At 42.8% G+C, this 11,619-nt stretch carries 14 protein-coding genes and 1 tRNA gene; 9 read left to right on the top strand and 6 right to left on the bottom strand.

The window, feature by feature from the left end; all coding sequences use genetic code 11:
- Positions 1-57: 57 nt before the first annotated feature.
- Positions 58-192, bottom strand: a complete 135-nt coding sequence (locus V7L29_RS16820; RefSeq protein ID WP_334736203.1) for a hypothetical protein — start codon at positions 190-192, stop codon at positions 58-60.
- 176 nt (positions 193-368) lie between these two features.
- Between V7L29_RS16820 and V7L29_RS16825 the strand changes: the two genes are divergently transcribed.
- On the top strand, positions 369-974 hold the full coding sequence (locus V7L29_RS16825) for a hypothetical protein (protein ID WP_334736204.1): 606 nt from the start codon (positions 369-371) through the stop codon (positions 972-974).
- Between the two features lie 210 nt (positions 975-1,184).
- Here V7L29_RS16825 and V7L29_RS16830 read toward each other — a convergent pair whose 3' ends face one another.
- Positions 1,185-2,117 (bottom strand): serine hydrolase, encoded by a 933-nt coding sequence (locus V7L29_RS16830; RefSeq protein ID WP_334736205.1) that lies wholly within the window; start codon positions 2,115-2,117, stop codon positions 1,185-1,187.
- Positions 2,118-2,126: 9 nt separating this feature from the next.
- On the opposite strand from V7L29_RS16830, the gene V7L29_RS16835 reads away from it, so the two are divergent.
- The 3 genes from V7L29_RS16835 to V7L29_RS16845 all read left to right on the top strand — a co-directional run bounded on the left by V7L29_RS16835 (position 2,127) and on the right by V7L29_RS16845 (position 5,261).
- Complete coding sequence (locus V7L29_RS16835; RefSeq protein ID WP_334736206.1) at positions 2,127-2,831, top strand: C40 family peptidase; 705 nt, start codon at positions 2,127-2,129, stop codon at positions 2,829-2,831.
- A gap of 14 nt (positions 2,832-2,845) precedes the next feature.
- Positions 2,846-3,859, top strand: a complete 1,014-nt coding sequence (locus V7L29_RS16840) for a glycosyltransferase family 2 protein (RefSeq protein WP_334736207.1) — start codon at positions 2,846-2,848, stop codon at positions 3,857-3,859.
- A 148-nt stretch (positions 3,860-4,007) separates the two neighbouring features.
- Positions 4,008-5,261 carry an MFS transporter gene (locus tag V7L29_RS16845; protein WP_334688373.1) on the top strand — a complete coding sequence of 418 codons (1,254 nt, stop codon included), beginning with the start codon at positions 4,008-4,010 and terminating at the stop codon, positions 5,259-5,261.
- Positions 5,262-5,285: 24 nt separating this feature from the next.
- On the opposite strand, the gene V7L29_RS16850 is transcribed toward V7L29_RS16845, so the two are convergent.
- Positions 5,286-5,359: transfer RNA gene (locus tag V7L29_RS16850), tRNA-Arg, on the bottom strand.
- A gap of 37 nt (positions 5,360-5,396) precedes the next feature.
- On the opposite strand from V7L29_RS16850, the gene moaC reads away from it, so the two are divergent.
- Positions 5,397-5,900 carry a cyclic pyranopterin monophosphate synthase MoaC gene (gene moaC, locus V7L29_RS16855; protein ID WP_334688416.1) on the top strand — a complete coding sequence of 168 codons (504 nt, stop codon included), beginning with the start codon at positions 5,397-5,399 and terminating at the stop codon, positions 5,898-5,900.
- A gap of 1 nt (position 5,901) precedes the next feature.
- Here the strand turns inward: moaC and V7L29_RS16860 are convergent, their stop codons facing one another.
- Positions 5,902-6,510, bottom strand: a complete 609-nt coding sequence (locus V7L29_RS16860) for a PepSY-associated TM helix domain-containing protein (protein ID WP_334736208.1) — start codon at positions 6,508-6,510, stop codon at positions 5,902-5,904.
- 566 nt (positions 6,511-7,076) lie between these two features.
- On the opposite strand from V7L29_RS16860, the gene V7L29_RS16865 reads away from it, so the two are divergent.
- From V7L29_RS16865 to V7L29_RS16880, 4 genes are all read left to right on the top strand, one after another.
- Entirely contained in the window at positions 7,077-8,165 is a 1,089-nt protein-coding gene (locus V7L29_RS16865; protein ID WP_334736209.1) for a HoxN/HupN/NixA family nickel/cobalt transporter, read from the top strand.
- 74 nt (positions 8,166-8,239) lie between these two features.
- A complete protein-coding gene (locus tag V7L29_RS16870; RefSeq protein ID WP_334736210.1) occupies positions 8,240-8,497 on the top strand; it encodes a hypothetical protein in 258 nt (85 codons plus the stop codon).
- 119 nt (positions 8,498-8,616) lie between these two features.
- The gene (locus tag V7L29_RS16875; protein WP_334688377.1) at positions 8,617-8,925 is read left to right on the top strand and encodes a DUF3181 family protein; all 309 of its coding nucleotides are present in this window, start codon (positions 8,617-8,619) and stop codon (positions 8,923-8,925) included.
- A gap of 286 nt (positions 8,926-9,211) precedes the next feature.
- Positions 9,212-9,427, top strand: a complete 216-nt coding sequence (locus V7L29_RS16880) for an acetyltransferase (RefSeq protein WP_334688378.1) — start codon at positions 9,212-9,214, stop codon at positions 9,425-9,427.
- Positions 9,428-9,534: 107 nt separating this feature from the next.
- Here V7L29_RS16880 and V7L29_RS16885 read toward each other — a convergent pair whose 3' ends face one another.
- A complete protein-coding gene (locus tag V7L29_RS16885; RefSeq protein ID WP_334736211.1) occupies positions 9,535-10,017 on the bottom strand; it encodes an ABA4-like family protein in 483 nt (160 codons plus the stop codon).
- 154 nt (positions 10,018-10,171) lie between these two features.
- Positions 10,172-11,233 carry a cobalamin biosynthesis protein CobW gene (cobW, locus tag V7L29_RS16890; RefSeq protein WP_334736212.1) on the bottom strand — a complete coding sequence of 354 codons (1,062 nt, stop codon included), beginning with the start codon at positions 11,231-11,233 and terminating at the stop codon, positions 10,172-10,174.
- Positions 11,234-11,619: the final 386 nt, after the last annotated feature.

Raw genomic sequence — 11,619 nt, forward strand, 5'->3', positions numbered from 1 at the left:
GCACCATATCCAATACCCAATACGCAATACTCAATATCCAATACCCAATTACTCAAGTTACTGCATTTGACTGCGTACGACTTCTTTGATCTTGCCCAAGGTGGTTAACTCCTCTTGAGGAGCATTTTGATAAAGTATTTTAGCGATCGCAAGAGCGTGTTCGATCAAAAGCTGATTTTCTTCTTCAGTCATGGCAGTTCTGGCAGATAGCTATGGCTGTAATATCATTTCAACATCTCACATTTTATTTATTTTTATTGGAATAATAAAAACTGGGATGCACGCCAGAGGTAATGTAAAAATAGCTAGTTTTACCAACTTTAATTTCAATAACTTTCCAAGCGGTGTCCCAACTAAGGAAAAAGACTATGAAGGGATTAGCAACTTTTGTGATAACTGCGGCAACTTGGGCAGCGACAACGGTCGCAGCAATAGCATTAGATTATACAGATTATACAGGAATTGCGACAACTCAAGTGCAAGTAGTAAATGTCTACGGACAAATAGTAGGACAGCCTGTATTCCAAACTGAAGTCTCAGTCAGGGTAGGGGAACGACAAGAAGGAGGGGGGCAGGTCGAGTATAATCCATTTAATTTGACTATCAACCCATCGCTAGCGTATTCTAATGCTTATGGTGCAATATCAATTGCTTCTGCCTTCCTTAGTACAGCTCCTACTGCTGGACCCTTACTAGTGCAGTACTGGACAATAGCTTACGACCAAGCAACAGGAGCTACTAATGCCACTCTGACAAACCCTGCTAATGAATTAGCGTTTAGTTCTAACCTAATCAACGTACCGACGGAAATTGCACCTAACACTGTCGAGCCTTTTTCTTTGGCTATGGCTCAAGGAACAGTGCTGTCTGGAGTAATCAACCCCAATACAGTTGACATTACAATTACTGGCAACACCCTTGATGCAGCACATCCCTTTATCACACGTATTCAAGCAAACGCAACCAATCAATAAATCGGAGCGGACTACCAGAACAAGAACGATTTTGCGTCATTTGAAGCTTGTCCATGAACGGTGATAATTATTCTCATAAGAAGAATTGCAGCTGTAAAACAAAAGTTAACTGTCTAAGGAACCTCCTTTCGTTCTCTTATCTACGAGACACTATGCCAACGTGTAGCGTCTCGTAGAGAAGGAAGAAATACTTAACTAAACTTTATTGGATCATAGACTAGCGATCGCTTCGGCAACTAGTTTAGAAATAAAGGGCAAAATAGTCCGACTCTTAGCCTGTGCTTTACCTTCAGTAAATACCACTAAAAGATAAGGGCGCTGATTTGGTAATTCAATATACGCTACATCATGGCGAACTTGACTTGTCCAACCGGCCTTTGACCAAATTTGAGCATTTTCAGGCAGTCCACCACCTAAAAAACCTGTCACCTGATCTTCCTCGGCATCAGCGGACAAATCGTTGAGAGTCCTTTTGAGCAAAGCCATCATTGTTTGCGATCGCCCGCTTGAAACCGCCACCCCACCTACAATACTATGCAGTAACCTGGCGATCGCATTTGTTGTTACCATATTGCGATTTTCCAGTAACTCTCCCACAAACGCCCGCTCTCGTCCATAGGGGCCATCACCCCAAGTTTTTTGACAGACGTTAATCGTCTCCATTTCTTCCCAACCCAAGGATTGGTAATAGCGGTTAACTATATTACGCTGATATTTCCAGGTTTCAAAGGGCCCGGTTGGTAATTCTGGCCCTGAGGTGGTACCACTCAGGATATCCACAACCAAGCTGGTAGCATCATTACTAGAATCTACAATCATATCCCGCAAGGCTCGCTCCAACTCCTTGGAGGTTTGACTCATGCCTTTTTCTAGCCATTCGTTTACCGCCACCAGATAAAATAGCTTGACTACACTGGCGGGATAAATTCGCTCAACACCGCGATAAGTGAAACCACGAACTGGGTGATCCCAAAAAGCTTTGGGAGTTAGCGCACCACCAGTATTTACTAGCACTGGTGGATCATAAACAACCCAAGTTAGGGCAATTTGATTACGGGCTAACGTCCCAAATGCTGCCCAAGTTGCATCTAAAATGCCTAACCCAAGATTTTCGAGTTGTTCGTCTTTATTAAAAAAAATCATTCTCAAATAATGTCCTTTAATCTAAAATCCCAAATTCCAAATCCCAAATCAGGGGAGTATCAGTGTCTAGCTAGCCTGAATTTATATGATTCTCCTGAATGTACACGCTTGGCAACTCAAGCCGCATCTAGGCGACATTTATGGGTAACATCAAATCATCAAAATTCAGCGGTTGAGGTCTATTTATGTGAAGATGACTATCCCGGATGGGTATCCCTTTCAGATTTTGATTCATTACAATCTGCTACTGTACATTATCAGGCTGCAATATTTTCAGAATCGGAGATTAAAAAACTCCTAGCAGAGGTTATCGCCTTTACCCAAAAAGCGATGCAAAAATCAAATTATTACCTTTGGGGTGGTACGGTTGGGCCAAATTACGACTGTTCTGGGTTGATGCAGGCGGCGTTTGCTTCGGTGGGTATTTGGTTACCTAGAGATGCTTATCAACAGGAAGGATTTACTCAACCAATTACTATTGCAGAATTAGCAGCCGGGGATCTGGTATTTTTTGGAACTCCCCAAAAAGCAACCCATGTCGGACTTTATTTGGCGGATGGTTATTACATTCATAGTTCTGGGAAAGAGCAGGGACGGGATGGAATTGGGATTGATATTCTCTCGGAACAGGGAGATACGGTTAGTCAGTCGTACTATCAGCAGCTGCGGGGTGCTGGTAGAGTTTTTAAGAGTTACGAACCACAGAGACGCTGAGGGCGCAGAGATATATGAGGAGTGGGTTGGTTTATCAAGGGTTGACTGAAGAGAATGGGGTGATTTCAGCAATTGTCCCAGATGTTTCGGTGGTGGTGCCGATACATGACGAGGTGGAAAGTTTGCCGCTTTTACTAGAAGCGATCGCATCTACTTTATCCTCTAGTCAGATAAATTATGAAATCATTTGTGTGGATGATGGTTCTACAGATGGTTCCGGGGAATTTCTCAAAGAACAGGCGCAAATCCGCACTGATTTAAAGGCGGTGATTTTGCGTCGCAACTACGGACAAACTGCGGCTATGGCTGCTGGGTTTGATTATGCAGTAGGTAAAGCGATCGTCACTTTAGATGCTGACCTCCAGAATGACCCGGCTGATATCCCGATGTTATTAGCAAAGCTGGACGATGGTTATGATTTGGTGAGTGGTTGGCGGCAAAAACGCCAAGATGGTGCTGTAAATCGGTTACTTCCTTCCAAAATTGCCAATTGGCTAATTCGCCATACCACTAGCGTGAATATTCATGACTATGGCTGTTCGCTGAAAGCCTACCGTGCAGAACTGTTGGCAGATATGAATCTCTACGGGGAACTACACCGATTTTTACCTGCCCTAGCGTACATTGAAGGAGCTAGAATTACTGAAATACCAGTGCGTCATCACGCGCGTCGCTTTGGTCGCAGTAAATATGGGATTTGGCGGACATTCCGGGTGTTAATGGATTTGTTAACCATTGTGTTTATGAAAAGATTTCTCACCCGCCCGATGCACGTTTTTGGGCTGTTGGGCTTGATTTCAATGGTTTCGGGGACAGCGATCGGTATTTACTTGACTTTCGTCAAATTGGCTTTACATCAGGACATAGGTAATCGCCCTTTGTTGATTTTAGCAGTTCTCTTATTGGTAACTGGAGTACAGTTGTTTTGCTTCGGTCTTTTGGCAGAATTGTTGATGCGTACATACCATGAATCCCAAGGACGACCTATCTATCGCGTGCGAGAGGTGGTAGCAAAAAATATTGACTAACGTAACAATAGTCATTGGGCATTGGGCATGAGTAAACACTCAAGAGTAAATATTGCTTTACTCCTAACTCCTAATCGGAGGCGGAGCGTCTCCGGCTCCGTTCCTAACTCCTAACTATTGACAAAAAACTCATTAAATTGCATCTACCTTGAAAGCATTTAATACCTTTGATGTCGATCTGCGGCGCAACCTGCTTATTTTATTTACAGCAGGTTTATTATTCTGGTCGAGCATATTTTCGCTCTTACCAACTCTACCGCTTTACATCAATGATGTGGGCGCAAGCAAGCAAGAAATTGGGATTGTGATGGGCAGTTTCGCCATTGGGTTATTGCTATTTCGCCCGATGCTGGGACGGTTAGCCGATGAACGTGGTCGAAAAATTGTCTTGGTGATTGGTACGATAGTAGCTGCGATCGCACCCTTTGGTTACTTGGCAACCCAATCAATTCCACTGTTGATTCTGGTGCGGATTTTTCACGGTATTAGCATTGCCGCTTTTGCCACTGGCTATGGTGCCTTAATCGCGGATTTAGCTCCTACTGAAACTCGTGGTGAAATCATTGGTTACATGAGCCTGACAACTCCTTTGGGTTTAGCAATTGGCCCTGCCTTGGGAGGATATTTAGAAGCTACAAGTGGTTACGGGATATTATTTCTGTTATCCGCTGAATTGGGTTTTTTCGCTCTCTTAGGGATTATACAAGTCACTAATCCCCCAGTGCAGACACAGGAGCAAAGTGAAGTAGAGGATCGCAACTTTTGGCAAATTTTGGGCAGTCCACGGGTGAGCGTTCCAACTATAGTTATGTTGCTGGTTGGTTTGTCCCTCGGTGCTGTAGATACCTTTGTGTCCTTGTTCCTCAAATCCACTCAGGGGAACTTGAATGCCGGACTGTTTTTTACAGCTGCAGCAATTTCTAGTTTTAGTATCAGGTTGTTTGCTGGTAAGGCAAGCGATCGCTTTGGTCGTGGTTTGTTTATCACCCTTGGTATTTTTTGCTATGTTTTAGCGTTAATACTGCTGTGGCAGGCTGACAGCGCGATCATTTTCTTACTGGCTGCGATTGCTGAAGGTGGTGGTGTTGGTACATTAATCTCGATGATGATCACGATGATGGCAGACCGCTCCCTGCCGCAAGAACGGGGGCAAATTTTTGCTATATGCATAGCTGGACTTGACCTGGGGATTGTGATCGCCGCTCCTCTTCTGGGTACCATAGCAGAACTTGTAGGCTACCGTAATATGTTTGGCTACAGTGCTGCGATCACTTCTGTTGCACTTGTAATCTTCCTTACCCAGTCGAGCAAAAACCTATCCAACTCCCTGCGCTTTGCACTAGGTCGCGCTCCAGATGCCTACGCCTTGAACAACTTAAATGTTAAGAGTGAGGAACTTTAATTCCTCACTCTTAACTTTCAAAAACGGGCGAGGAGGGATTCGAACCCCCGACACCGTGGTCCGTAGCCACGTGCTCTAGTCCACTGAGCTACACGCCCTCACCGACAATCTATATTAACACGTTCTAACTAAATGATGCAAGATATTCCATCTAATTTTGCCAACTTAACCCATCTAGATCGCCAAGGACAGGCACAGATGGTGGATGTGTCTGATAAAGCACCCACCGTTCGCCAAGCAGTAGCCGCTGCTAATGTGCGGATGCTGCCTGCAACCTTCGCTGCCATTCAAGCCGGAAATGTCCCAAAAGGAGATGTATTAGCAACTGCAAGATTGGCTGGGATTATGGCAGCCAAGCAAACAGCCACTTTAATTCCTCTGTGTCATCCGTTACCTTTGCAAAAAATCGCAGTCGAGGTTATACCCAATCCGCAACTACCTGGTTATCAAATTCAAGCCACAGTCAAAACCAAAGCTGAAACTGGTGTAGAGATGGAAGCCTTAACTGCCGTTTCTGTGGCTGCTCTGACTTTATATGATATGGCAAAAGCCTTAGAAAAGTCGATTCAAATTGAATCGATTCGTTTAATAAGTAAGAGTGGCGGGAAATCAGCAGATTACTCCTTGCCAGAGCAATAACCTAGATTATCTCACCTATAGCTTTATCTTTTTTCCTGGCCTTTCGTGCCTTTTGCTTAATCCACCATTGCCGGATGCCAGTCCAAGGAAGGTAAAGCGCTGCGATACTGATTAAAAACTCTAAAATGCGGGTTGTCCAGCCACCCCAGGTTCCCATGTGAATCCCCATCCAGAGTTGACCGTGAATTGCCTGAGCCAAGAAAGGAGACTCACGAGCATCTTGAAAATTCAGTACTTCACCACTGTAGCGATCAAGTTGCACACTCACATTTCCGCCCCAGGCCCCTGTGCCCAAAGCGCCGTCATAACCTGCGGTTAGGGTCGCATCTACAGGAAGATTGGGGTTGGCTTTGCGCTCATTATCATACGTGTAAATACTGATAAATCGACTGTCTGAAGCTACTGCGATCGCCTTATTGACTGATTCATCCAAACTGAGTGGTTCACCATTTGTCTTTGGTGCGGAATTTCTAGAAGACATAATCCGGGGAGCATTCATCTCAGGAATATGCAAGAAATCGAGGACAGGCTGCGAGTAATCACCAAAGCTGTAAGGCAGCATGACCAAGGTAATCACCAAAAGAGGAATCGCCACTATAACCCCAATCAATTTATGGATGCTCTACGACGGGCTGCGCCTGTGCTTGCATTCCACTCTTAACCCACCAACAACGCTCGTTCCTTGAAAAGCAGACTCTAACACTCCTTGCGGCAAATGGTGTTTCTCAATTCAAATCAACTGCTGGTAAGGGTTCTGCAAAACTTTTCGGTCTACTGAATTTATCTAGTTTCATTAAACTCCTCAAACACTACACAAGTTAGGTCAGATTTATAGCGATGCCTACGGCGGGCTACGCTTACGCAGTTTTTCTGCGCGTAAGTCCTAAAGAACTAAGAATGGGATTTTCTTCCTGGACTAACAAGTCGTATTTATAAAGATTTCAGCCTGCCAATGCTGCTCACAGTTATCAAGTATGACCGACTAGCCATACTTTTGACATAACCTCGCAATGCATTTGTCATTTAGATAGGTTTTACTAAACCTTACGTTGATGTCAATATAAGTAATTTTCATGAATGAAACCGAAATAGCTGGCTCAGGATGCTGGTACGGCTCATACTGAGTCTCATTCGTTTTTTAGATTGTGCAAAATATATTTTAATGAGGAGTGATAAATGCTATCCAGATTTTCACGTATTTTCAACGATAGTTCCAGAAACGTTAGACGTAAAGTGATCAGCATTTATGCGTTCCTGATTAGCGTGAATATTTTGGTCTGGGTAGTTGCCCTGATTGCATTCCATCGCTACCCCCTTCTACTTGGCACTGCCGTATTAGCTTATAGCTTTGGTCTACGTCATGCTGTAGATGCCGATCACATCGCCGCGATTGACAATGTTACCCGTAAATTGATGCAGGAGAACAAACGACCTGTTGCTGTTGGGTTTTTCTTCTCTTTAGGTCATTCCACCGTTGTAATTGCCGCCTCTATTGCGATCGCCTTAACCACTACAACCATCCATAACGACTTTCCCAGTTTGGAAAAGCTTGGAGGGCTAATTAGCAGTACCGTTTCTGCACTTTTCCTATTAGCAATTGCAGCAATCAATATGGTAGTACTGTGGGATGTTTATAAGACCTTCCAGAGCGTCAAGCACGGAGGAATCTACGACGAGCAATCCTTAGATGAATTTTTGAACCAACGTGGGCTACTCGGTCGCATCTTCCGTCCTTTGTTTGGGTTAATAGATAGTAGCTGGAAAATGTTTCCTTTGGGTTTCCTATTTGGTTTAGGCTTCGACACAGCGACAGAGGTAGCACTGCTGGGGATTTCTGCCAATCAAGCAGCTAAAGGTTTGCCGATCTGGTCGATTTTATTGTTTCCTGCTTTGTTCACGGCAGGTATGTCCCTGATTGACACCACTGACGGCATTTTAATGCTTGGTGCTTATGGCTGGGCTTACGTCAAACCAATCCGCAAGCTCTACTACAACATGACCATCACGCTTGTTTCTGTACTAGTTGCTGTGGTCATTGGCGGAATTGAGGCTCTGAACATTATTGGTGATCAGTTACAACTGAAAAGTCCGTTTTGGGATTTCATTAGTCAACTAGGTGATAACTTTGGCACAATTGGTTACTTAATTATTGCCATCTTTGTATTCAGTTGGTTACTTTCGACGATCATCTACAAAGTCAATAAGTATGATGAGTTGGAAGTCACTAGTGCTACACCCGTTAAACACAGGAAGAATAGGCATTGAGCCTATATGCGCGACATAAATGCCCCAAAAACCTTAGAATGAGTAAGGTATATTTAAATCTGTAACAAATATTTATGCCTCCTCGTTGGCCTCGTGAACCTGATCGCAAAGACCCTGATTACCGCAAGATAGATGACCGGATGAATTATGCCATCCATGTGGCGATCGCTGCTTGTATTAATTCTGGCTTGTGGTTTTTCCACAACTTGAAAGGCACTACTTGGGAGTGGCTGCCGTGGTTGACTGTAAGTTGGACAGGAATATTGTTGGTGCATCTAATTTATATTGCGGCGATCGCCAACTACACCGAAACTCCATCCAAATCCACCTGAAGACGGACTGCTGATGCTGGGGCGATTGTAACCTGTGGTAGTAGGATTAGCCTGTTAATTGAGTAATAATGTAAAAAAGCCTGAGATTTCGCGCTCTTTCTCAATGTAGGGTTATTTTTATGGCTAAGACTAACACCACAGAACTACTGGAAGCCCTAGCAGCTGAAATTGGTGAAAATGTCTACATAGACATTGCCAAATGGCATCTTTATTTATCTAATGCCAAACTGCATACTCTTGTTGCTGAACAATTGTATCCCTTAATTACTTCCAACAATGTAAATGAAGACCAAGTTATAAAAGTCTTGGAATCAATTCCAGTAAAAATTGGTGGCGGGAGAAGAGAACTTCCCTTAATCGATTTACTTCCACTGCAATGCCAGGTCACCTTAGTAGATATTTTAGAAAAATATCAACGCGAAATCTAATCGCTAAAACTAAGATTATTTGAATTAGACAATTTTCTGGGTCAGCATTTGCTTATTCAATTTTAGATTTGATATGCTGAATTGGGAATTTATTTGCTGTCTCAATTTTATAAAAATAAAAATCACAGATACACATAGATAAATATCGTGTAATTTATGTTTGTATATCTGGTAAAAATTTCCTTTATCAGTTAAGGAATCTCGACGTTTTAAATCGGTTGAGATGTGAGCGAGTTTATGTTAAAACTCCCACTATACTTCATGCAAACTTATGGAGGCAATTTCTATGCTTTTACAGCTCAAAGATACTGGCGAATTAGTAAAAATTCTTGAGATTCAGGAATTGCTTGACCCGAATAATGATGTCGTTCAAGGACGACAACAAGAAGGTGAAGAAGAACAGCCACCTAATAACTTTAAAAAAGAAAATCTCGTTTTTCCTTCGGGTGAAGTTCTACCACGCTGTTGGTTAGATGCCGACTATAGACACGACAACACTTAATGATTTTAAATCAGGTAATTGGTAATCGGAGTAAACTGATTATCCATTATCAATTTAACTGATAAGAGCAACAAACGGCAGGGGCGCACAGATGTGCGCCCCTACTATTATGTTCCAGATGATGATGCAGCTTTTTCTTCTACCGTCACCGCTTCATTCTCCTGAAACTTCGGGAAAAATGTCTTAGCAATCCAGCCAGTTAAGATGTGAGATAGTAATCCCAAAGGGCCAGCAAACAAACACAGGGCAAGGGAGTGAATTGTCCAAATACCTGTTTTTTGCCCTTCCCAATAAATCCAGCGACCGACGAATAAATCCATCACTAAAAAATGAATCCAACCCGTTGCAGCAGCTGTTTCATCTGCAAAAAATCGCGCAATATCAGCTAATTGGGGATTCGATAAAGCTTGGGCATTTTCTGGCGTAATGCTGTTGATAAACAAATATAAATACGCCCCAGCTAACAGCACAAAAGGTAGATATGATGACATTATCTGCCGTGTAACTTTCCAATTTGGCAATAAAATCATCAACGTCCAAAAAGGCAACACGAAAAGATTTGCAAAGTTAAATAGTTGAGAGATCGTCATATTTTTGTAAAGTAAGGAGTTAAAAATTATCAGTTAGGAATTAGGAATTTTAAGTTATTAGCTTGATTTTTAGCTTTTGAATTAAATAGCCTTTTATAACTCATAACTCATCATTCCTAACCGGAGCTTCGGAGTCTCCGGCTTTGCTCCTAATTTATAAAGCTACTAACTGCGATTCGATTTCTGAGGATTTCAAATCACGACCGATGAAAACTAAGCGCGTTTGCCTAGCCTCTTCGGGTTTCCAAGGGCGATCGTAAAATTTATCAAATCGGGTTCCCACACCCTGCATTACTAGGCGCATGGATTTGTTTGGCACTGCCACAAAGCCTTTAATCCGGTAAATTTCTTGTTGTTGTGCCAATGTTTGCAACTGCTGTTGCAGCTTTTCTGGGTCAAAGGTACGATCCAAAATTAAACTAGCTGAGGTAATCTCTTCGTCGTGGTTATGATCTTCTTCGGTATCGTGATGACTGGGACGAGAATCTAAGTTGTCTTCGACTGCGGCTTGGAATCCTAATAATATAGATGCGTCAAGTTGAGAACGTAGGCGTAGCCCGCCTTCGGCATCGCTCTCGACAATCTTCACTACTCTAGGCAATTCTTGTTTAATCAATTCCTCAACTTTGGCTTTTGTTTCGGCATCTACCAAGTCAATTTTATTCAACACCACCAAGTCTGCACAAGCAAGTTGGTCTTCAAACAGTTCTTGCAAAGGTGTTTCGTGTTCTAGATTATCATCTGCTTGCCGCTGGGCTGCGATCGCCTCTAAATCACTAGCAAATGTCCCCGCTGCTACCGCCGCACAATCAACTACCGTAATCACCGCATCCACAGTGGCGGCGTTACGAATTTCCTGCCAGCGAAAAGCCTTCACCAAGGGTTTTGGTAAGGCCAAACCAGAGGTTTCAATCAAAATGCAGTCGATGCTATCTCGCCGTTTAATTAACTCTTGCATCGTCGGGTAAAACTCTTCTTGCACGGTGCAGCATAAGCAGCCGTTGGTTAATTCAAAGATATTAGTGTCGCCCTTACCATCTTCCGGACAAATTTGACAGGATTTTAACAATTCGCCATCAATACCGAGTTCCCCAAATTCATTGACTAAAACGGCAATGCGGCGTCCTTGGTTGTTTTGTAGCAGGTGGCGAATTAGGCTGGTTTTTCCACTACCTAAGAAGCCTGTGATCACTGTAACAGGAATTTTCGTAGCCATATTTTTGCTTGATTTAATAAGTATCATAAGTTTCACAGGTTAGAAACTTAAATACTGAGATTAAACTTGGTTTGAAGATTGACTTAGTTATTTTAAGCTGAAAGTCTATGGTAAGCCTGAAAATATTGCCGTTGCTGCCAAATTTGGCTGCTGGAAAGAAGGTAATAGAACTTATGCACGATAGATGCCCCAACCCCTTTAAAAAGTTGGCTGTAGATATTCATCTCTTTTTAAGGTTTGATTGGAGGATCGACGTTATCGGTTTTTAGTGCATAAGTCTTGATTAAGAAGGAATAAAAAGTAAAAATTTTTTGACATTCTTCCTTTATTTTTTGCGCCTCTATATACCTTTAACTCTTGCAAAAACTAAGTTAATATGTTTATTC

It is taken from the genome of Nostoc sp. (genome assembly GCF_036916575.1).
Taxonomy (GTDB): Bacteria; Cyanobacteriota; Cyanobacteriia; order Cyanobacteriales; family Nostocaceae; genus Nostoc.